Source organism: Azospirillum sp. UFLA03-27 (assembly GCF_059803775.1).
The window spans coordinates 1-19,972 of sequence record NZ_JAUQTX010000059.1 but is presented as its reverse complement, the minus strand read 5'-3'; the positions used below and the strand labels follow the sequence as shown (position 1 = coordinate 19,972).

The following is a 19,972-nucleotide window of genomic DNA, read 5'->3' as shown; positions in this document are numbered from 1 at the left end:
GTGACCGACACCACCCTGTCCCGGCCCAAGGCCGGGGGGACGGCCCTGCCCGTCCTGGGGACGATCAGCGTCTGCCATCTGCTGAACGACCTGATCCAGTCCCTGCTGCCCGCGATCTACCCGATCCTGAAGGGCGGATTCGACCTCAGCTTCGCGCAGATCGGCCTGCTCACCCTGACCTACCAGATCACCGCCTCGCTGCTTCAGCCAATCATCGGGCTCGCCACCGACCGGCGGCCGGCGCCCTACTCCCTGACCATTGGCATGGGGGCGTCGCTGGTCGGGCTGGTCACGCTGGCCTTCGCGCCGAACTACGCGGCGCTGCTGATCGGGGCGACCCTGCTGGGCTTCGGCTCCTCGGTCTTCCACCCCGAGGCGTCGCGGATCGCCCGACTGGCCTCCGGCGGCGCGCATGGGCTGGCGCAGTCGCTGTTCCAGGTGGGCGGCAACGCCGGCTCGGCGCTGGGGCCGCTGCTGGCCGCCTACATCATCCTGCCGCGCGGGCAGGAGAGCCTGTCCTGGTTCGCGCTCGCCGCCCTGGGCGGCATGGCGCTGCTGACCGGCATCGGACGCTGGTACGCGCGCAGCGACCACGCCCGCCCGATCCGCGGCGGCGCGGCGATCCGCCACCCTGGCTTGACCCGCGGGCAGGTGAACCGGGCATTGGCCGTGCTGATGGTGCTGATCCTGTCCAAATACGTCTATCTGGCCTGCCTCACCAGCTACTACACCTTCTTCCTGATGGAGCGCTTCGCCCTTGCGCCGGACTCCGCGCAGCTCTGCCTGTTCGTCTTCCTGGCAGCGGTGGCGGCGGGGACGATCATCGGCGGGCCGGTCGGCGACCGGATCGGTCGCAAGACGGTCATCTGGATCTCGATCCTGGGCATCCTGCCCTTCACGCTGCTGCTGCCCCATGTCGGGCTGACCGCGACGGTCGCGCTCAGCGCGGTGATCGGGCTGGCCCTGGCCTCGGCCTTCCCGGCCATCATCGTCTACGCGCAGGAGCTGATGCCCGGCCGGGTCGGCATGGTGTCCGGCCTGTTCTTCGGTCTGGCCTTCGGCATCGGGGGAATGGCCGCCGCAGGGCTCGGCGTCCTGGCCGACTGGAAGGGCATCGGCTTCGTCTTCCAGGCCTGCTCGGTCGTTCCCCTGCTCGGCCTGTTCGCCGCACTGCTGCCCAACGTCTCCCCGCACAAGGCCCCCTGAACCGCAAGCGAGCCGACGTGAGTCCGCCGGACGGGTCTCCACTCCACCATCCGGAAAAAGGTTGTTTCGGCCTCGACAGGCCGGGCCGCCGTCGTCCAGACTGCCTCCCCAAATAGAATGGAAAACAACCAAAGGGAGGCAGGGATGGCGGCGGCTCCGTCCGGGATGGTGTTCGAGAATCCCACAAACGGCCAGCGGGAGGCGGTGACCAACCGTGAGATCCTCTGGGCCTTCCTGCTCGGCCCGGTCTACTTTGCGAAAAAGGCCGAGTGGCTGCACGCCGCGATCCACGCGGCGCTGATCCTCATCTCCATCCCGCTGTGGCCGGCCGGCGCCCTGATGACGCTGGGCGTCTGGGTCGGTTACGCCTGCGCGGCGCCGACGATCCTGGAATACCGGTACCAGAAAATGGGGTGGGAGAAGGTCGCGGGCTGATCCCGTCTCATCGAGGGCGCCCGGTCCCGTCGGGCGAGCGGATCGGCAAAACCGCCAGAATCGCCGCGACACAGGCGTCGACCGCGCGGCCCGCCGTGTCGACGACGACCGCCGGCCCGTCCCACGGCTCGTAGGTCCGCCCCATCACCGCCGCCCAGGAAGGCGGACGGTGCCCGGCGATGTCGCTGTGACGGGTTTCGACCCGGTGGCGGTGCTCAAGCGGGTCCGAGCACACGACCTCCACCTCGACCAGCGGCACCCCGGCCCGAAGCGCCGTGGCACGCCACGCCTCGCGCGTGATCTGGATGGGGTTGACCGAATCCGCGACGACGGTGGCGCCAAGCCGAAGATTGTCGCCAGCTACGGCGTAGGCGACTACATAGCCCTGCGGGCCGATCGAATCGTCGGCGCCGCCGGTTGCGCGAATCGCCTGCTCGATCGTGTCGATCCTCAGATAAAAGGCGCCGAGCCGTTGCGCCAACGCACAGGCAATCGTCGTCTTGCCGGTTCCGGGCAGCCCGCCGAAGACGATCAACATGCGCCGCACTCCTCTTGGCCGGGCTTGATGGCAGGATCACAGGGCCGGGCCATGGCGCCTTTGCCTGTCCCGTTCCATACCTGTCACGCGACGGCGCCGAACTCCTCCGGAGTCAGCACCAGCACGCCGTCCTCGTCGGCGAAGACCAAATCACCAGGATTGATCCGGATGCCGGCCAGCGTCACCGGCAGATCCTTCTGCCCCTCGCCGTTGCGGACGGTCTTGCGCGGAATCGCCGCCAGCGCCTTGATGCCCAGATCCAGCGTGGCGAGCACCGCGGCGTCGCGGACGCAGCCGTGAATGACCACGCCCTCCCAGCCGTTCTTCACCGCGTCCTTGGCGATCAGGTCGCCCATCAGCGCAGCGCGCAGGCCGCCGCCGCCGTCCACCACCAGCACCTTGCCCCGACCCGGCGTGCCCAGCGTCTCCTTGACGCGGGAATTGTCCTCAAAGCACTTCACGGTCACCGCGGCGCCGCTGAATTTGCAACGCCGGCCGAAATCGCGGAAGACGGGGTCGGCGACGCGGACGGTCTTCTCGAACCGGTCGTAGAGGTCGCAGGTGCTGTCGAAGTCGGTCATGCGCTTTCGCTCCCCTTCTTTAGGCATTGGCGGCAGAATACCCACAGATCAACGGTGGTCAATCCTCCGGGGCGGCGATGGCGCCCGTGCTGGTGCGCTCCAGGATGGCGCTGCGGCGGAAGCGGTAGAGTTCGGCGGGGCGCCCGCCGGTCTGGCTTTCATACTGGCCGGTCGGTTCCACCAGCCCGCCGGAGATCATCAGGCGGCGGAAGTTCTGCTTGTGCAGCCGCTCGCCCGACAGCGCCTCCACCACCTGCTGAAGCTGGTGCAGGGTAAAGGTCGGGGGCAGCAGCTCGAACACGATGGGGCGGTATTTCAGCTTGCCGCGCAGCCGCTCCAGTGCCGTCGCCAGGACGCGGCGGCCGTCGCGGGCCATCGGGCGGCCCAGCGCGCGGGGCATCTCCAGCCGCACCGTGCGCTCCTCCACCCCCGCCCGGCGGGCGAGGTCATGGTCGCGGAACGCCTCCACCACCAGCCCGGCCTCGTAGAGCAGTTCGTAGCGCTCCAGCACCCGTTCAGAATCCCAATCCCCGCCATCCAGGGCGAAGGCCATGCGGGCACGCTCACCGCGGCGGGCGCGGGCGGGCTCGTCAGGTGCTCCAGCGACCCAGCGGGCCAACGCCGGGCGGATCACCGAATCGAGCAGCGCCGGCGGCGAATCGCGCCAGTCCTCCCAGGGGAAGAACTCATACAGGCCGCGCCACTCCGCACCGTCGATGCGCAGCGGCGCCTCGCGCAGCAAGGCCAGATAGCCGACCACCAGCGAGCGCGGGCCGCCGAACAGCTCGTGCGGGTCGCGGTAGCGGTCGCCGAAGCTGTAGAGCTGTTCCACATAGCGCAGGGTCAGCCCGGCCGCGCCCTCCGCGACCGCGCGCAGGCCGTCCTGAAGGGTGCGGAAGCGCTCGGGATCGAAGGGGGCGCCCGGCAGCGCGTCGCGGTGGGGCGGCGGCTCGTCGCCGCGGCGGTGCGATTCGGGGATCTCGAAGCCGCTGCGCACGGTCACCACGCGCGGCTCGGCACCATTCGCCGGGGACACGCCCACCGAAACGATGGCCGCCGTCAGGCCGATCTGAGTTTCCGAGCCGTTCCGTGTTTCCCCTGCCACGCGCCACCCCGTTGCCGATCCGTCGGCGGCAGGATAAGCGGCCCGCCGCGGCAAATCACCGGTCTTTCCGCCGGCCACCCCCGTGAAATCTCGCCGCAAGCCGGCCCGGCATGACACTTTTGTGACTCCCCACGGGCGCCGGGGATGTTACACCAGCCGCGACGCTGAGGCTCGCGCGCGTCCGTGCGGGTCCCCAGCACTGCAGGCCGGCGTAAGTTGGAGAACCACGCATGCTGAATTTGTTCCGGGCCCTGATGCCGCGCGAAGAACGGTTTTTCGACCTGTTCGCCGAGCATGCCCGGACCGTCGCCACGGGCGCCGAGGCGCTGCGGGCGATGATGGCCAGCGGCCAGGACCTGGAGGAGCGGTTCCAGACCATCCGCCGGGTCGAGAGCGAGGCCGACGCCATCGAGAAGGAGATCCAGCTCGCCGTCCACCGCACCTTCATCGTGCCCTTCGACCGTTCGGACATCCAGGAACTCGGCAAGCGGATGGACGACGTTCTCAACCTCATCGAGGAGACCGCGCGTCACCTCGTGGAGGCGGGCTTCACCGATTACACGCCGGAAATGCACGCCCAGGCCGACGCCATCGTGCGCTGCACCGCCCGGCTGAGCGCGGGCATCCCCCTGCTCCGCGACATCCCCAAACACGTCGAGCAACTCCACGCGATGACCGCCGAGGTCTCGCGGATCGAGAGCGAAGGCGACCGGCTCCTGCGCGAAGCCAAGCACCGGCTGCGCGACGAGAGCGGCGGGCTCGACGCCCCCATCACCCATCGCCACGCCCTTCAACGCGAGATCATCGAGCTGCTGGAACGCGTGCTCGATGCGTGCGAGGACGTGGCCGACACCATCGACGGCATCATCGTCGAACAGGTCTGATCCCATGGAAGCCGCTACCCTCGCCCTGCCCATCCTCATCGGGCTGATCGGCGTCGCCCTCCTCTTCGATTTCCTCAACGGGCTGCACGACGCGGCCAACTCCATCGCAACGGTCGTCTCCACCCGCGTGCTGTCGCCGCGGACCGCCGTCGCCATGGCCGCCTTCTTCAACTTCATCGCCTTCCTGTTCTTCGGGCTGCATGTGGCGACCACCATCGGCACCGGCATCGTCGGGGCGGGGGTGGTGGACCCGCACGTCATCTTCGGCGCGCTGATGGGCGCCATCGTCTGGAACGTCTTCACCTGGTGGCTGGGCATCCCGTCCAGCTCCTCCCACGCGCTGATCGGCGGCCTCGTCGGGGCCGGCGTGGCGAAGGCCGGGCTGGACGCCGTGGTGGTGTCCGGTCTGGCGAAGACCGCCGCGGCCATCGTCGTCTCGCCGGTGGTCGGCTTCCTGCTGGCCAGCGTGATGATCGTGGCGGTGTCCTGGATCTTCCGGCGCAGCACGCCCTTCGCGGTCGACCGGCTGTTCCGCCACATCCAGATCGGCTCCGCCGCGCTCTACAGCCTGGGACACGGCGGCAACGACGCGCAGAAGACCATGGGCATCATCGCCGTCCTGCTCTATTCCCAGGGCCTGTTGGGGGAAACCTTCCACGTGCCCTTCTGGGTGGTCATCACCTGTCAGGCCGCGATGGGGCTGGGCACGCTGTTCGGCGGCTGGCGCATCGTCAAGACCATGGGGTCCAAGCTGACCGATCTGAAGCCGGTCCAGGGCTCCTGCGCGGAGACCGGCGGGGCCATCACGCTGTTCGTCGCGACGTGGCTCGGCGTGCCGGTCAGCACGACCCACACCATCACCGGGGCGATCATCGGCGTCGGCGCCGCCCGCCGCACCAGCGCGGTGCGCTGGGGTCTGGCGCAGGGCATCGTCATGGCCTGGGTCATCACCCTGCCGGCGACGGCCGTCGTCGGCGCGCTCTTCTACGAGCTGTCGCTGGCGCTGTGGTGACAGACCTAAAGCGACTTCCGTTCGCTTTAGACTCATATCGCCTCATTCGCCGGCTCTCAGCGGATGCCGATGGCATCCGCCTGCCGCCAGCGGGAACTCTGTTCCCGCGAGAGGCGGGCTCCGGTCGCATGTGCGACCGGGACCGCCGTCGCGGTCCAAAGCGGATTGCAATCCGCTTTAGCGGGGCCGGCGGGCCGAAAGGCCCGCCACCGGCTTCCGCCCCGGCGCCCCAGCGCAGCGACACGGCGCAAAACGCGAAAAGGGCGGCCCAAGGCCGCCCTTTTTCGTACCATCCGCGCTGAAAATGGAGCGGGCGAAGGGATTCGAACCCTCGACCCCAACCTTGGCAAGGTTGTGCTCTACCCCTGAGCTACGCCCGCGCCGCTCCAGCGGAGGAGCGCCCGTATACGCCCCGGCCGCGGCCAAGGCAAGCCTATTTTTTCACGCGACACCAATCCGTGCGTCGAAGGAGCCGCGGCACGGCAGGAATGCAGGCGGGCAGGGGCCGCCGCTTGCGGATTGCGCGATAAAACATACCAACATATGTTACGCTGCCTCGTTCAGAACGGAATTACCCAACCGTTGTTTTGAATGTCTGCGCATTCGAAATTGTTTCCTCTAACATGCCGATGACGCTCCGCAGGGGGGCTTCGATGGCCGGAACGGATATGGACCTGGGCGAATCGCAACCGATGCCCACGGCGGCGCCTCGGAAGGCGTCCTGCCGGCCCATGCCCGCACCCGACGCCACGCGCCCTCCGGATTCGGCGGATGGCGGAGCGGCCCGGCGCAACAGCGCGGAACGCAAGGTCGTCACCGTTCTGTTCGCCGACATCGTCGAATCCTCCAGCATGGTGTCGGGCCGCGACCCGGAGGAGGCCGACCAGACCCTTCTCACCATTCTGCAAGTCCTCACCGACTCGGTGGAGCGCTACGGCGGCACGGTGGCCCAGGTGCTGGGCGACGGCATCATGGCGGTGTTCGGCGCGCCCTCCGCGCAGGAGGATCACGCGTTGCGCGCCTGCCTCGCCGCGCAGGACATCGCCCGCTCGGCCATCGATTCGGACGAGTTCAAGATGCGGGTCGGCATCAGCTCCGGCGAGGTGGTGGCCCAGATCATCGAGACCGGGGTATGGACCGATTACCGCACCGTGGGCGAGACGGTGCATGTCGCCGCCAAGCTTCAGCAGCGGGCGCACCCCAACAGCGTGCTGCTGAGCCGCGAGACGTTGGACCTCGTGCCCAAGGGCCTGAGCGTCCGTCCGGCGGGAACGCTGCGCCTGTCCGCCACGGCGGAGCCGGTGACCGCCTTCGCCCTGGAAGCGGCGCGGGCGATGCGGCGCACGGCGATGGATCTGCTGTCAGCCGAAGGCACCCTGTTCGTGGGGCGCCAACCGGAACTGGCCATGCTGACCGGCGCGCTGCGGCGGGCCGAGCGGGGCCGCGGCGCCTGCGCCATCCTGATCGGAGAGGCCGGCATCGGCAAATCCCGGCTGACCGGCGAGCTGATGCGCAGCCCGGAGGCCGCGGCCTTCACCATCGCCATCTGGCCGCAATTCCCGATCCGCCGCCTGGGCGACCCCGACGATCTGGAGGCGGCGGCCCGCTGCCTCGCCCTGGCGGTCTGCGGAGCGGCGGACGGTCCGGCGATGGACGGCTCCACACTGGATGGCCCCACACGGGACGACCCGACACTGAATGGTCCGACGGTGGCCCGGCTGACCGCCGCCGCGGCGCGCAACGGCGGCGAACTGGCCGGCGAAGCGATGCGGGAACTGCTCGGCCAGCCCTCCGTCCATCCGCTGTGGCAGGGGCTCGACCCGGCCCAGAAGGCCGATTTCAGCATCGAGGGGCTGGTCGCGGCGATCCGCGAGCTGTCGGTGGAGCGCCCGCTGCTGATCCTCGTCGAGGACGCGCACTGGACGCGCGGGCTGACCAACCGCCTGCTGGACGCCCTCGCCGAAGGGGTGGAGGACGCCCGCGTCTTCGTCCTGGCCACCTCGCGTCCGGATTCGCCGGGCGGCTGGACCGCGCCCGACTCCGTCCATGCCCTCGCGCTTGAACCGCTGGAGCCCTTGCAGGCCGACGAGTTCCTCGACCACTGGCTGGGCCACAGCCCCTCGCTGGCCGACCTGAAGGCGCGCGTCGCGGCGCAGAGCCAGGGCGTGCCGCTCTATCTGGAGGAGTCGCTGCGCACGCTGGAGACGACCGGGGCCATCGTCGGCAGTCCGGGCCGCTACAGCCTGGGCAAGGCCGACGCCCGGATGTCCCTGCCGGCCACGGTGCACGGCCTGCTCGCCTCGCGGATCGACGCGCTGGAGCCCGGCCCGCGGCGGGTGCTGATGCATGCGGCGGTGATCGGCACATCGGTCGATCTGGGCCTGCTGCGCGCGGTGTCTCCGATCCCCGCCACCGAACTGCCCTCGGCTCTGGCCCGGCTGGAGCAAAGCGGCTTCTTCGCGCGCACCCGCCTGCTGCCCAACCTGGAGCTGACCTTCCGCCACGCGCTGGTCCAGGAGGTCGCCTACGCCACCTTGACCAAGCGGGAGCGCCAGCCGCTGCACGGGCGCGTTCTGCACGCCCTGCGGCGGCGGTCCGACCGCAACCTGCCGAACCGGGCGGAGCTGATCGCCCATCACGCTTTCTACGCCGAGGACTGGCCGCTCGCCTGCGCCTACGGCCGACGGGCCGGGCGCCGGGCGGAAATGCGCTGCAAGCATTTCGACGCCGGGCGCTTCTACGAACAGGCTCTGAAGGCACTGGACCATCTGCCGGACACCCGCCGCAACACCCAGCGGCGGATCGACCTGTGGGTCGGCATTCCCCTCGTCCTGCTGCCCCAGGGGCGCCAGTTGGCCGGCGACCCGCTGGAGGAGGCGCGGGACATGGCGCTGGGCATCGGCGACCGCATCCGCTACGCCCGCGCGACGTCGCTCAAGGCGTCCTTCCAGTGGGTCTACGGCGTGCTGGACGGGGCCATCGCGCTCAGCCGCAGCGCCCTCGACCATCTGGGCAACCAGGGGACGATGGAACTGCGCATCCAGGGGCTGATGCGGCTGGGCGGCATGCTGGTGGACAAGGGGCATTTTCCGGAAGCGCAGGAGAAGCTGGAGCAGGCGCGCAGCCTGGCGCTGGCCAATGCCCCGCGCGCGCGGTTCGGCCTGACCGCGGTGGCGGTCGCCATCACCGCCGCCTATCAGGGCCGCTGCCTCGCCGAGCTGGGGCGCGACGACGAGGCCGTCCGGGTGATGCTCCACGCGCTCGACATCGCGGAGGAGGTCGGTCACGCCTTCTCCGTGTCGTCGGTGAAGGTCCATCTGGCGCTGGTCCACATCATCGGCGAGCGCTTCGCCGAGGCGTTGCCGCTGCTGAAGGACGCCGTGACGATCACCGAGGCGACGCGCCTGCACATCTTCCAACCGATCACGCTGGGCGCGCTGGGCTACGCCATCGCCCGCACCGGTGGCGCTGCTGAGGGGGCGCGCCTGCTGAACGCCAGCCTGGAACAGGCGCACATCTTGAATCACTCGCTGCCCAGGCCGCGGATTCTGAACTGGATGTCCGATCTGGCCCTGGAGACGGCGCAGCACGACACTGCGATCGGTTGCGCCGCCAAGGCGCTGAGCATCGCGACGGACGCCGGGCAACTGTCCGAGCAGGGCTGGTCGCACTTCGCCCTGGCCCAGGCCTTCACCGCCACCGGCCAGCATCGCGAGGCCGTGGAGCATCTGGCGGCTGCCGAGACGATGAGCCGCCAGTTGTCCATGATGCCGCTGTCCGACCGCTGCCGGACCTTCCGCCGCTGCCTCGCCGCGTCCGGCCCGGTGACCTGAACGGGCGTAGGAGCGTCAGGCCACCAGCGTGGTGCTGCCCGCGGCGGTGCTGCGGAAATGGTTCAGCACATAGACCCGGACGCTGGTGGCGAAGGGGATGCCCTCCGTCCGGCTGTCGTGGATGTCGGCGCACAGCGCCTCAAGCGACTTGCCTTGGGACTTGGCGATGTCCTTCAGCCCGTCCCAGATCGTCGCCTCCAGCCGCAGGCTGGCGCGGCGCCCTCCGATCGTCAGCGAGCGCGTCACCACGGCGGGCGGAGCCGCGAGCGAGCTGAGGTCGGCCATCTCGTCGAGGCTGCGGGGAATGCGGCGGTCCAACTTCATCGGTACGCTCCTGTCTCGGCTGGCCGGTTCTCGGCTTGGCGAATATTTTCCAGGTCGCCGGAATTTTTCCGGGACTAAACATGCGTGTGTGCGCGTGTAGGCGATTTTTACCCGGAGCGGGGGTGTCCGGCATGTGAAGTTCTTCACAGTCCGGACGGCTCACAGCGGCCAAGGTTTCGACATACCGCAGTATTCGCGGTTCCTCGAAACCCACGCCCAGGAGCTGTTCCCATGACCGCCATCATCGACCAGTCCGCCCTCATCCGTGGTGCCGACGGCCGTCTCTTCGCCGTGACCGCCCAGGGCGTGACCGAGGTTGTCGAGCAGATCGCCGCCCTGACCGCCGCCGCCCGCATCGGCGACCGCCGCGCCTTCAACAGCGACGACCACGAGGCCGCCCGCCACGCGATCACTCCAGGCCTCTGATCGGCGGGGCGACCCTGCCAAGGCCCCCCGCCCGGGCCTGCTCTCCGGGCCGTGGCGACCGGTGTTTCCCTGGCCGGCCTGCCACGGTCCCCGCCCGCTCCCTCGTCCTTCGCCGGTTCCCATCCGGCTCGCCACGGGCATTCCACGGCGGAGACCCTCTCCCATGCCCCTTGATTTCGTCCGCGGCATCGCGCGGGATCCGGCCATGTCCGACCAGCCGCTGAAGGTTCACACCACCGGAACCCACCGGATCGCCACGCCGGACCAGACGCTGGCCCGCGTCGCCCCCTTCCTGCCCGTCATGGGCATCACGCGGGTGGCGAACGTCACGGGGCTGGACCATGTCGGCATCCCAGTCGTGATGGTGACCCGGCCGAACGCGCGCTCGATCTCCGTCGCCCAGGGCAAGGGCGTGACGCTGGACGCCGCCAAGGCGTCGGGCGTCATGGAGTCGATCGAGAGCTACCACGCCGAACGCATCACCCTGCCGCTGAAATACGCCAGCTACGACGAGTTGCGCTGGACCCACCGGGTGGTGGACGTGACCCGCCTGCCGCGGCTGTCGACCAGCGCCTTCACCCCACACACCCCGATGCTGTGGATCGAGGGCGACGACCTGCTGGGCGGCGGGCGGACGTGGGTGCCGTTCGAGACGGTGCATCTGAACTTCACGCTGCCGATGCCGCCGGGCTCGGGCTGCTTCCTGGCCGGGTCGAATGGTCTGGCCTCGGGCAACAGCCTCGCCGAGGCGACAGCGCACGCCATGACCGAGCTGGTCGAGCGCGACGCCGCCACACTGTGGCGCCTGGCCTCTCCGGAGGCCCAGGCCGCCACCCGCATCGATCCGGCCAGCGTCGCCGACCCGGTCTGCCGCTCCCTGCTCGACCGCTTCGACGACGCGGGGGTCGCGGTCGGCCTGTGGGACATCACCAGCGACATCGGCCTGCCGGCCTTCCTCTGCCGCATCGCGACGCGGGAGGACGCACCGCAGCACAGCATCCGCCCGGCCATGGGCATGGGCTGCCACGCCGCGCCGGAAGTTGCGCTGTCCCGCGCGCTGACCGAGGCGGCGCAGAGCCGGCTGACCTTCATCGCCGGGGCGCGCGACGACATGCCCCGCTCCGAGTACGAACGCCACCTCGACCCGGCGCAGCACGCGCGCTGGACGGCGCTGATCACCGAGGGGGCCGGGCGCCGCGACTTTGCCGCCATCCCCAGCCTCGCCGGGCACACCATCGAGGAGGACTTGGCAAGCCAGCTCGACCGGCTGCGCGACGCCGGCATCGAGGAGGCCGTGGCGGTGGACCTGACCAAGCCGGAGTTCGGCATTGCCGTGGTCCGTCTGGTCATTCCCGGCCTGGAGGGGCTGGATTCCTCCCCGGACTACGCGATGGGCGCGCGGGCGCGGGCCGTCGCCGGCCTCTGATACCGGCCTCTGATGCCGGCCTTAAGATTAAGAGAGCGAAGGCGGAGACTCCCATGCAGACGCCGGACGGCCTTTACGTCTTCCTCGGCCCCACCCTGCCCCGCGCCGACGCGGCGCGGTACCTGGACGCCACCTATCTGCCGCCGGTCGCCCAGGGCGACGTCATCCGGCTGTGCGAGCGCAAGCCGCGGGCGATCGGCATCGTGGACGGCTATTTCGGAAACATCCCCTCCGTCTGGCACAAGGAGATCCTGCACGCCATCCACCAGGGGATCGCGGTGTTCGGGGCATCCAGCATGGGCGCCCTGCGCGCCGCGGAACTGCATCCCTTCGGCATGATCGGTGTCGGCGCCGTCTTCGAAGCCTTCCGCGACGGGCGGCTGGAGGACGACGATGAGGTGGCGGTGATCCACGGCCCGGCGGAACTCGGCTATCCCAGCCTGTCCGAGGCCATGGTGAACATCCGCCGCACCCTGGCCGACGCCGCGCAGGAGGGCGTCGTCCCCACGGCCACGGCGCGGCGGCTGGAGGCCATCGCCAAGGCCCTGCCCTATCGCGAGCGCGGTTTTGGCCGGGTGTTCCGCCTCGCCGCCGCCGAGGTGCCGGAGGAGGAACTCGCCGATCTCCGCAACTGGCTGCCCACCGGACGGTGCGACCAGAAGCGGGAGGATGCGCTGGACCTGCTCCAGACCATGCGCCGCTGGGCCGCGGGCGGCGCACGTGCGCCGGAGGCGCGTTTCCATTTCGAGCACACCGTCCTGTGGGACCGCGCCCTGCGGGACGGCGGGCGTTGCCAGACGGGGAATCCGCTGGACTGATCGTCCGCCGGGTGCCATCAACGGTTCGACGGCACTCAACCGGGACCGCGAACGCCATGGCCTTACTGAAGGACGTCGCCGGCATCCTGCGGCGCAACCGAATGTTGGGCGTTCTCGACGACGTCCGGATGCAGGAACTGGTCGCGCTGGGCCGGGTGTCGCGGTTCAGCGAAAACCAGACCGTGTTCAGCAAGGGCGATCCCGGCGATTGCCTGTACGCCATCATGAACGGGCAGATCGCCGTCTCGACCTCGTCCGAGGACGGCAAGACGATGCTGCTCAACATCCTGAACCCCGGTGACGTGCTGGGGGAAATCGCCTTGATCGACGGCAAGGACCGCACCGCCGGGGCCACCGCGCTCCGCCCGGCGGAACTGTTCCGCATCGACCGTCCGGAATTCATCTCCTTCCTGGAACGGCATCCTTCCCTGTGCATCCGGATGATGGGCGTGCTGTGCGAACGGCTGCGCTGGGTATCGGAGAACATCGAGGATGCGGTGTTCCACGACGTGCCGCGCCGGCTGGCCCGGCGTATCCTGTTGCTCGGCGACACCTATGGGCAGAAGACCCCCGCGGGCTTGCGGATCAACCAGCCCGTGTCACAAGAAGCCCTGGCGGCAATGTTGGGTGTTACCCGCGAGATGGTGAACAAAAGCCTGCGTGCATTGCGCAACTCAGGCGCTATTACCTATAACAAAGGTTTTATTGTCGTCACCAATCTGTACATGCTGAAGGATATGGCGGGAGAGTCGGGTGACGTGCCGTAAGGCCACCCTGCACGTCTGGGGAGTTTTATCGTCGCAAATTTTTTCAATCGCGCTATATTGGCTGCGTGACTTAAAACACGGCTGACATTCAAGGAATACAGGGCTATGTCGGGTCAGGATTCACGGGCGTCCAACGCACCATCGCCGCTGAGCGCCATCCCGCTGGTGGCGCGCACCGTCAAGCTGTTCGGACATCCGACGCAGCTTCGCCTGGAGCCCTCCTACTGGGAAGCGTTGGACGACATCTGCCACCGGGAAGACCTGACCGTGGATGAGTTGTGCAGCGATCTCAAGGACCGCCTTGATTCGCAGTCCAAACGGTCGCGCGGGGTTGCCGTTTCGCTGGCCAACGCGGTCCGTGTGTTCATCGTCGGCTACTACCGCAAGGCGGCGACCGAGAAAGGTCACGACCGCGCCGGCCATGGCCGCGGCGATCCCTTCGTCAGCACCCCCTTCGACCTGCCTCCGGCCCAGCCGGCCAAGGAAGGCTGATTCCCTGGCGGCATCCCGCTGAACCCCGCGCGTGCCGACAACGGGACGGTTTCAACAACGCGCCTGTGAGGAATCGCCGCGTCCGATTGAACGACGCAACGTCCGGCTTGCACCGCGACGGGATTTGGTGTGTTGATCGGTCCAGCGGCATAGCCATGGTCGGCTGACCGGGCCATCCGTGGGCCGCCCCTCCCGTCCACCGCGGAGCCGACCGTTCATGAGCGGGACCCAGCCGTCCGCCATCAGACCGACGTTCACCCGCTGGCTCCGGGACCGTTCTTTCCTGTCCGGCCTGACCGCCCTGCTGATCCTGATGGCGGTTCTGGGCACGGTGATGCGCCACAACTACCTGCTGTTCCATCTCTGTGCAGAGTTGTTCGCCGTCGCCGTCGCCATGACGATCTTCACGATCGCCTGGAACACGCGGGACACGAACCAATCGCCCTTCCTCGCCTTCGTCGGCCTGTCCATGCCGGGCATCGCGCTGCTGGACCTGCTGCACGCCATCGCCTTTCCCGGCATGAACGTCATCGGCGAGGCCGGCGCCAACCAATCCACCCAACTCTGGATCGCCGCCCGCGGCCTTCAGGCCGCGGTCTTCCTGGCCGCGCCGCTGCTGACGGAGACGCGGCTGCGCACGGGCGACGTGCTGTTGATCCAGGCCGCGGTCGTGGCCTGCACCCTGCTGTCGATCTTCACCTTCGACATCATGCCGGACAGCTTCCTTCCGGACGTCGGGCTGACCCCCTTCAAGGTGGGCGCCGAATACGCGTTCAGCGCCGCGGCGGTCGTCGCCTGCCTGCTGCTGTGCCGCAAGCGCCGGCAGTTCGAGCCCAGGGTGTTCGGCCTGACCTTCGCCGGCATCGCCCTGCTGGCCCCGCAGGAGCTGATCTTCACGCTCTACACCGATCCCCACGGGGCGATGAACGCGCTGGGGCATTTCATCAAGATCCTGTCCTTCTACCTGCTGTACCGGGCGATCATCGTCACTGCCCTGCAGAATCCCTACGATCTCGCCTTCTACCGGATGCGCCGCAGCGAGGAGGCCCTGCGCGATCATCTGAGCGGACTCGAATCGCTGATCGCCACCCGCACCGCCGAGCTGCGCGAGAGCGAAGCGCGCTGGCGGGCGCTTCTGGAATGCTCCAACGACTGGTTCTGGGAAACCGACGAGCGCGGGCGCTTCACCGCCCTGTCGCCGCGCGCCCAGGAATCCACCGGGCGGGGCGGGTCGGAGCTTCTGGGCTTTACCCACGCCGATCTTCTGGACCGCAATCGTCCCGAGGAGGATTTTCCCGCCCTGACGGAGGCCCTGCACCGGCGGGAGCCCTTCCGCCGCCTGTCCTTCCCGCTGGCCTCGCCGGGGGGGAGCGCGCGCTGGGTGATGGTCAGCGGCACGCCGCGCTATGATGGCAACGGCGCCTTCCTCGGCTACCGCGGCACCACCAGCGACATCAGCGCGCGGCGCCAGTCGGCGGAAGCGGCGCGGCAGAAGCAGACCATGGCGGCGCTCGGCAGCCTCGTCGGCGGCCTCGCCCACGAGATCAACAACCTGCTGCAACCGGTCATCAGCCTGTCCGATCTGGCGCGCGGCCGCGCCGGAGAGGATCGCAAGCTCCACACCTATCTGAACGCCATCCACGACAGCGGGGTGAAAGCCCGCACGATCATGCGCGACGTCCTTCAGTTCGCCCGTGTCGAGGTGGCCGAATCGCCGCCGGGCAACCTGGAGGAGGCCGTGCATTCCGCCCTGGAACTCGCCGCCCCCTCGATGCCGGCATCCATCGAGACCCGCACGCGGCTGGAACCCGGCCTGGACGCGGTGACGATCACGGCGACCGAGCTGACCCAGGTCCTCCTCAACCTGATCCAGAACGCCCGCGATGCCATGCCGCAGGGCGGCACCCTGATCATCGGCGCCCGTTCCCTGAGCCTGAGGGAACGGGACGCATCCCGCCGCCAGCTCGGCGAGGGCGACTATGTGCGGCTGACCGTCGCCGACACCGGCACGGGTATGGACGAGGCGACGCGCCAGCGCGTGTTCGACCCCTTCTTCACGACCAAGCCGGTCGGCACCGGGACTGGGCTTGGGCTTTCGGTGGTATATGGTATCGTACGGAACGGGGGTGGCGACATTCTGGTGGAGAGCGCCCCCGGACGCGGGACGTCCTTCATCATCGACCTGCCCACCGCCCCGACCGGCGGACCGGGCCAAACGACACATGGGATGCTGGTTCATGGCGAAGGTGCTGGTCGTTGAGGATTCGGCCGCCGTGCGGCTGGCGGTCACCGAAGTGATCGAACAGGCCGGCCACGAGGTCGTCGAGGCGGAAAACGGACGCGTCGCCATCGGTCTGCTGGACGGCGGCGCGGTCTTCGACCTGATCGTCACCGATGTGCTGATGCCCGAGGCCGACGGGGTGGAGGTCATCAAGGCCGCGCGCACCCGCAACCCCGGCGGCAAGGTGCTCGCCATGTCCGGAGGGGCGCCGAACCTGCCCGCCGGTTACGCCCTGAAGATGGCCGAGATGTTCGCGGCGGACGCCGTGCTCTACAAGCCCTTCCTGAACGAGGAGCTGCGCAAGGCCGTGGCCCGCCTGCTGTCCACGGCGGGCGAGTCGGAAGCCGGCTGAAAGGGACCGGGTGACAGCCGGTCCATGTCTCCGCTGTTGCTCCGGACACACGGCGGCATTCCTTCCGCCCCCCGGCGGCCATCGGTCCCCTTGACCAAAGTTATCCACAAAAAAGTGCATAAGATGGTGGATAAGGCTGTTGAACCCTCGGTTCCGCCTGCCCGCCGCGGGGGTGCCGGAAAAGGCCTCTGAAACGGCGCCGATTCGGGATGCGCCACCACGAACGGCCAGGAACGGCGCACCCCTTGCGCCCTTCGCTACCCCTAAGATGGGCTGGTCCGTCCCGCCCCGCCTCGCCACTATGGCACCATGCATTGCGAAGGTGGAAAGGACGGCGCATGGCCCATTTTCTCGTGACCGGCGGCTGCGGCTTCATCGGATCGCATCTGGCCGACCGATTGATCGGCGATGGGCACCGGGTCACCATCCTGGACGACATGAGCACCGGCCGGCTGGAGAACAAGCCGCTGCTGGCGAAGCTGATGGTCGGCGACATCGCCGATCCGGATGCGGTCCACCAAGCGATCCAGGGGGTGGACGGCGTGTTCCATCTGGCCGCGGTCGCCTCCGTCCAGCGCTCACGCGAATTGTGGGCGGAAACCCACCGCACCAACCTGTCGGGCACCGTCACCGTCTTCGAAGCGGCGCGCAGCGCCCGCAACGGCAACCCGGTGCCGGTGGTCTACGCCTCCTCCGCCGCGGTCTATGGCGACAACACGGCCACCCCGCTGCGCGAGGACGCCACAACGCGCCCGCTGTCCGCCTACGGCGTGGACAAGCTGGGCTGCGAGCTGCACGCCAACGTCGCCTGGGCCATCCACGGGGTGCCGACGACGGGCTTCCGCTTCTTCAACGTCTACGGACCGCGGCAGGACCCGTCCTCGCCCTATTCCGGTGTGATCTCGATCTTCGCCCGCCGGGTGGCGCAGGGCGAGGACGTGACGATCTTCGGTGATGGCGAGCAGGTGCGCGACTTCGTGTTCGTCGGCGACGTCGTGCGCTTCCTCGTCAAGGCGATGGAGCGCCAATCCCAGGGGGCGGAGGTCTTCAACCTGTGCACCGGCCGCCCGACCTCGCTCCTGATGCTGCTTGAGGTGTTGCAGGAGCTGTGCGCCAGCCGGGTGCGCCGCCTGCACCAACCGGCGCGGGCGGGCGATATCCGCGTGTCCATCGGCGACCCGGCCCGGCTGCGCGCCACCTTCGGCGAAGGCTGCCGGTTCGGCCTGCTGCAGGGGCTGAGCGCGACCCTGACCGGGGAGATGCCGCGGTAAACCCGCGGCCTCTCCTTAGACGTCGCGGCTTTCCAACCGGGGCAGCCCGACGACCTTCAGGCGGCTTTCGCGGAGTTCGCCCACCTGATCAAGGATCGGCAGGGCGACCGCGGCGACGTGGGCGTTGATGCGCTTCAGGTCGCGCAGGATGTCCAGCACCAGGGCGCTGGTCTCGATGCTGGCGGCGTCGCCGCGGCGCACGCGGTCGAGGTGGCGGGCGGTGGCGGTGCGCTCCAGCGCCCGCACCGCGTCCTTGCCGGCGATGAGCTGCCGGGCCAGCCGCCGATCCTCGCCGATCAGGATGCCGAGCGCCGTGCGCAGGTTCTCCACCGTGCGGCGGTGCAGTTCCTCCACCTCCCGGAAATCCTCCGGCGCGAAATGCAGGTGGTGGCGGATGCGCTTGGCGGCCAGATCCATCAGGCTTTTGTCGATGATGTCGCCGATGTGCTCCAGGTTGATCGCAAAAGCCATCAGGTCGTCGACCCGCCGAGTCTCCTCGGCGTCGAGGTGACGGCGCCCCAGCTTGGCGAGGTAGAGCTTCAGCGCGGTGTGCAGCCGGTCCACCCGGTCGTCAGCGCGGCTGACCTCGGCGATCGGGCGTTCGTCGTTCTGGCGCAGGGCGGTCAGGCTGCGGCGCAGCATGTCCTCCACCAGATCGCCCAACCGCAGAGTTTCGCGCACGGCGCCCGCGATGGCGACGGTGGGCGTTTCCAGCGCCGATTCGTCGAGATGCCGGGGCGTCGCCGCGTCCTCTCCCGCGTCCTCCGGCTCGGGCAGAAACCTTTCGGTCAGCCGGGCGAGCGGCGTCACCAGCGGGAGGAAGAGCAGGGCCAGCGCCGCGTTGAATGCGACATGCGCGCTGACCACCGCCGTCAGCGGGGCCATGCCGGCCAGGAAGGACGCCGCTGGCGGCACCAGCGGCAGGGCGAGGAGCGCCCCGGTCACCCGGACCAGCAGGTTGCCCAGCGGCACCCGCCGCGCCACCGCGCCGTCCGCCGACGTCGCCAGCACCGCCGGCACGGCGCCGCCGAGATTGGCGCCCAGGACCAGCGCGACCGCCGTCTCGGTCCCGATCACCCACGCGCTGGCCAGGGATCCCGCCAACATCACCGTGGCGAGGCTGGAATGCACCGCCGCGGTCAGCGCCGCCGCGACGATCAGGGCGAACAGCGGCTCGCCGCCCAGCGCCTCCAGCATTGCCTGGACCAGCGCCGATTCCCGGACCGGCAGGGTGGCCGCACCGAGCAGCTTCAGGGCGAGCAGCATCAGCCCGATGCCGACCAGAATGCGGGCCAGCGCCCGCCGCCCGCGATGCTCGCCGCCCAGCGCGTGCAGCGCCCCGCCGAACAGAAGCAGGCAGGGCGACAGCCAGTGCAGGTCGACGGCGAGCAGCCGGGCGACGAGACTCGTCCCGACATCGGCTCCCAGCATCACCGCCAGCGCCATGGAGGTGGTCATGAAACCCTGCCCGGCCATCGAGGCGGTCATCAGCGCGGTGGCCGTGCTGCTCTGCACCGCGATGGTGGCGGCGACGCCGGCCAGGAAGGCGGCCAGCCGATTGCGCGTGCCGTAGCCGACCCAGCGGCGGACCGCCGCCCCACCCCACCGGAAGACGCCCGTCCGCACCAGCCGCAGCGCCCACAGCAGCAGCGCCACGGCGCCGAGGATGTCGATCAGGACCAGGGTGGGCGAGATGGCGGCGGTCGTGATGGCGGGCCTCCCGGCGTGTGGGCCTCAACAGCAGGACGATGGAGAGTGGGGCGTCATGAAAACGTAACAATCGCAGGGCGCAACCTGATCCCCCGCGAAAGACGTATCCCTTTTGCCGGGATGCGACCCTTACCCCCGAGTCACCAACCGGATGCCCAGCGCCACCGGCAGAATGCCCAGCAGGTCCCAAGGCTGCACCGTTTCACCCAGCAGCGCCCAGCCGAACAGCATGCCGAGCGGCGGCATCAGGAAGTGATAAGCGCTGGCCTCCGTGGCGCTCGTCCGCTGCAGCAGGCGGAACCACAGCAGATAGCCGCCGATCGACACCACCAGCGCCTGATAGACCAGCGACCCGGCGAAGCCGGCGGTCAGCCGGATCGACCCCGCGTCCTCCAGCAGCAGCCCGAGGGGCAGCAGCGCCAGCCCCGCCGTCAGCACCTGCACGCCGGTTCCGGCGAGCAGGCCCGTCCCTGTCTCTTATACACATCTGACGCTGCCGACGATTATACGC

19 protein-coding genes and 1 tRNA gene are annotated in these 19,972 nt (G+C 69.2%); 13 read left to right on the top strand and 7 right to left on the bottom strand.

Translation table 11 applies throughout. The annotated features are described in order from the left end of the window. Both Q4I23_RS11635 and Q4I23_RS11630 read left to right on the top strand, forming a co-directional pair. On the top strand, positions 1 to 1,206 hold the full coding sequence (locus Q4I23_RS11635) for an MFS transporter (protein ID WP_498526351.1): 1,206 nt from the start codon (positions 1 to 3) through the stop codon (positions 1,204 to 1,206). 144 nt (positions 1,207 to 1,350) lie between these two features. After that, positions 1,351 to 1,641 (top strand): hypothetical protein, encoded by a 291-nt coding sequence (locus Q4I23_RS11630; protein WP_498526350.1) that lies wholly within the window; start codon positions 1,351 to 1,353, stop codon positions 1,639 to 1,641. A 7-nt stretch (positions 1,642 to 1,648) separates the two neighbouring features. On the opposite strand, the gene Q4I23_RS11625 is transcribed toward Q4I23_RS11630, so the two are convergent. The 3 genes from Q4I23_RS11625 to Q4I23_RS11615 form a co-directional block, all read right to left on the bottom strand. Continuing rightward, positions 1,649 to 2,179, bottom strand: a complete 531-nt coding sequence (locus tag Q4I23_RS11625; RefSeq protein WP_498526349.1) for a P-loop nucleotide/nucleoside kinase family protein — start codon at positions 2,177 to 2,179, stop codon at positions 1,649 to 1,651. 83 nt (positions 2,180 to 2,262) lie between these two features. After that, entirely contained in the window at positions 2,263 to 2,760 is a 498-nt protein-coding gene (gene rraA, locus Q4I23_RS11620; RefSeq protein ID WP_454017504.1) for a ribonuclease E activity regulator RraA, read from the bottom strand. A 58-nt stretch (positions 2,761 to 2,818) separates the two neighbouring features. Next, positions 2,819 to 3,865 carry an NUDIX hydrolase gene (locus Q4I23_RS11615; protein WP_498526348.1) on the bottom strand — a complete coding sequence of 349 codons (1,047 nt, stop codon included), beginning with the start codon at positions 3,863 to 3,865 and terminating at the stop codon, positions 2,819 to 2,821. A 230-nt stretch (positions 3,866 to 4,095) separates the two neighbouring features. On the opposite strand from Q4I23_RS11615, the gene Q4I23_RS11610 reads away from it, so the two are divergent. Both Q4I23_RS11610 and Q4I23_RS11605 read left to right on the top strand, forming a co-directional pair. Further along, positions 4,096 to 4,749, top strand: coding sequence for a DUF47 domain-containing protein (locus Q4I23_RS11610; RefSeq protein ID WP_454017502.1), 654 nt, complete (start codon positions 4,096 to 4,098; stop codon positions 4,747 to 4,749). A 4-nt stretch (positions 4,750 to 4,753) separates the two neighbouring features. After that, positions 4,754 to 5,761 carry an inorganic phosphate transporter gene (locus Q4I23_RS11605; protein ID WP_014197658.1) on the top strand — a complete coding sequence of 336 codons (1,008 nt, stop codon included), beginning with the start codon at positions 4,754 to 4,756 and terminating at the stop codon, positions 5,759 to 5,761. A gap of 305 nt (positions 5,762 to 6,066) precedes the next feature. On the opposite strand, the gene Q4I23_RS11600 is transcribed toward Q4I23_RS11605, so the two are convergent. Continuing rightward, a tRNA-Gly gene (locus Q4I23_RS11600) sits at positions 6,067 to 6,141 on the bottom strand. A 351-nt stretch (positions 6,142 to 6,492) separates the two neighbouring features. On the opposite strand from Q4I23_RS11600, the gene Q4I23_RS11595 reads away from it, so the two are divergent. Beyond that, complete coding sequence (locus Q4I23_RS11595) at positions 6,493 to 9,594, top strand: ATP-binding protein (RefSeq protein WP_498526347.1); 3,102 nt, start codon at positions 6,493 to 6,495, stop codon at positions 9,592 to 9,594. 15 nt (positions 9,595 to 9,609) lie between these two features. Here the strand turns inward: Q4I23_RS11595 and Q4I23_RS11590 are convergent, their stop codons facing one another. Next, positions 9,610 to 9,918 (bottom strand): ribbon-helix-helix domain-containing protein, encoded by a 309-nt coding sequence (locus Q4I23_RS11590; protein ID WP_014197659.1) that lies wholly within the window; start codon positions 9,916 to 9,918, stop codon positions 9,610 to 9,612. 231 nt (positions 9,919 to 10,149) lie between these two features. On the opposite strand from Q4I23_RS11590, the gene Q4I23_RS11585 reads away from it, so the two are divergent. From Q4I23_RS11585 to Q4I23_RS11550, 8 genes are all read left to right on the top strand, one after another. Beyond that, entirely contained in the window at positions 10,150 to 10,344 is a 195-nt protein-coding gene (locus tag Q4I23_RS11585) for a hypothetical protein (protein WP_498526346.1), read from the top strand. Between the two features lie 163 nt (positions 10,345 to 10,507). Next, on the top strand, positions 10,508 to 11,770 hold the full coding sequence (locus Q4I23_RS11580; protein ID WP_498526345.1) for a YcaO-like family protein: 1,263 nt from the start codon (positions 10,508 to 10,510) through the stop codon (positions 11,768 to 11,770). Positions 11,771 to 11,823: 53 nt separating this feature from the next. After that, entirely contained in the window at positions 11,824 to 12,588 is a 765-nt protein-coding gene (locus Q4I23_RS11575; protein ID WP_454017497.1) for a TfuA-like protein, read from the top strand. Positions 12,589 to 12,644: 56 nt separating this feature from the next. Further along, positions 12,645 to 13,355 (top strand): Crp/Fnr family transcriptional regulator, encoded by a 711-nt coding sequence (locus Q4I23_RS11570; protein WP_498526344.1) that lies wholly within the window; start codon positions 12,645 to 12,647, stop codon positions 13,353 to 13,355. Between the two features lie 105 nt (positions 13,356 to 13,460). Then, on the top strand, positions 13,461 to 13,847 hold the full coding sequence (locus tag Q4I23_RS11565) for a ribbon-helix-helix domain-containing protein (RefSeq protein ID WP_498526343.1): 387 nt from the start codon (positions 13,461 to 13,463) through the stop codon (positions 13,845 to 13,847). A gap of 217 nt (positions 13,848 to 14,064) precedes the next feature. Further along, on the top strand, positions 14,065 to 16,107 hold the full coding sequence (locus Q4I23_RS11560) for an MASE3 domain-containing protein (RefSeq protein ID WP_498526342.1): 2,043 nt from the start codon (positions 14,065 to 14,067) through the stop codon (positions 16,105 to 16,107). Then, positions 16,085 to 16,480 (top strand): response regulator, encoded by a 396-nt coding sequence (locus Q4I23_RS11555; protein ID WP_454017493.1) that lies wholly within the window; start codon positions 16,085 to 16,087, stop codon positions 16,478 to 16,480. The genes Q4I23_RS11560 and Q4I23_RS11555 overlap by 23 nt, the downstream gene beginning before the upstream one ends. Before the next feature lie 338 nt (positions 16,481 to 16,818). Beyond that, the gene (locus tag Q4I23_RS11550) at positions 16,819 to 17,751 is read left to right on the top strand and encodes an NAD-dependent epimerase/dehydratase family protein (RefSeq protein WP_498526341.1); all 933 of its coding nucleotides are present in this window, start codon (positions 16,819 to 16,821) and stop codon (positions 17,749 to 17,751) included. Between the two features lie 15 nt (positions 17,752 to 17,766). Here the strand turns inward: Q4I23_RS11550 and Q4I23_RS11545 are convergent, their stop codons facing one another. Both Q4I23_RS11545 and Q4I23_RS11540 read right to left on the bottom strand, forming a co-directional pair. Further along, a complete protein-coding gene (locus Q4I23_RS11545) occupies positions 17,767 to 19,407 on the bottom strand; it encodes a Na/Pi cotransporter family protein (protein ID WP_498526340.1) in 1,641 nt (546 codons plus the stop codon). 183 nt (positions 19,408 to 19,590) lie between these two features. After that, complete coding sequence (locus Q4I23_RS11540) at positions 19,591 to 19,905, bottom strand: EamA family transporter (RefSeq protein WP_498526339.1); 315 nt, start codon at positions 19,903 to 19,905, stop codon at positions 19,591 to 19,593. Positions 19,906 to 19,972: the final 67 nt, after the last annotated feature.

Coding starts and splice junctions, on each gene's coding strand:
- Q4I23_RS11630 (WP_498526350.1), top strand. CDS start 1,351: ATGGCGGCGGCTCCGTCCGGGATGGTGTTCGAGAATCCCACAAACGGC.
- Q4I23_RS11625 (WP_498526349.1), bottom strand. CDS start 2,179: ATGTTGATCGTCTTCGGCGGGCTGCCCGGAACCGGCAAGACGACGATT.
- rraA (WP_454017504.1), bottom strand. CDS start 2,760: ATGACCGACTTCGACAGCACCTGCGACCTCTACGACCGGTTCGAGAAG.
- Q4I23_RS11610 (WP_454017502.1), top strand. CDS start 4,096: ATGCTGAATTTGTTCCGGGCCCTGATGCCGCGCGAAGAACGGTTTTTC.
- Q4I23_RS11605 (WP_014197658.1), top strand. CDS start 4,754: ATGGAAGCCGCTACCCTCGCCCTGCCCATCCTCATCGGGCTGATCGGC.
- Q4I23_RS11595 (WP_498526347.1), top strand. CDS start 6,493: ATGCCCGCACCCGACGCCACGCGCCCTCCGGATTCGGCGGATGGCGGA.
- Q4I23_RS11590 (WP_014197659.1), bottom strand. CDS start 9,918: ATGAAGTTGGACCGCCGCATTCCCCGCAGCCTCGACGAGATGGCCGAC.
- Q4I23_RS11585 (WP_498526346.1), top strand. CDS start 10,150: ATGACCGCCATCATCGACCAGTCCGCCCTCATCCGTGGTGCCGACGGC.
- Q4I23_RS11580 (WP_498526345.1), top strand. CDS start 10,508: ATGCCCCTTGATTTCGTCCGCGGCATCGCGCGGGATCCGGCCATGTCC.
- Q4I23_RS11575 (WP_454017497.1), top strand. CDS start 11,824: ATGCAGACGCCGGACGGCCTTTACGTCTTCCTCGGCCCCACCCTGCCC.
- Q4I23_RS11570 (WP_498526344.1), top strand. CDS start 12,645: ATGGCCTTACTGAAGGACGTCGCCGGCATCCTGCGGCGCAACCGAATG.
- Q4I23_RS11565 (WP_498526343.1), top strand. CDS start 13,461: ATGTCGGGTCAGGATTCACGGGCGTCCAACGCACCATCGCCGCTGAGC.
- Q4I23_RS11560 (WP_498526342.1), top strand. CDS start 14,065: ATGAGCGGGACCCAGCCGTCCGCCATCAGACCGACGTTCACCCGCTGG.
- Q4I23_RS11555 (WP_454017493.1), top strand. CDS start 16,085: ATGGCGAAGGTGCTGGTCGTTGAGGATTCGGCCGCCGTGCGGCTGGCG.
- Q4I23_RS11550 (WP_498526341.1), top strand. CDS start 16,819: ATGGCCCATTTTCTCGTGACCGGCGGCTGCGGCTTCATCGGATCGCAT.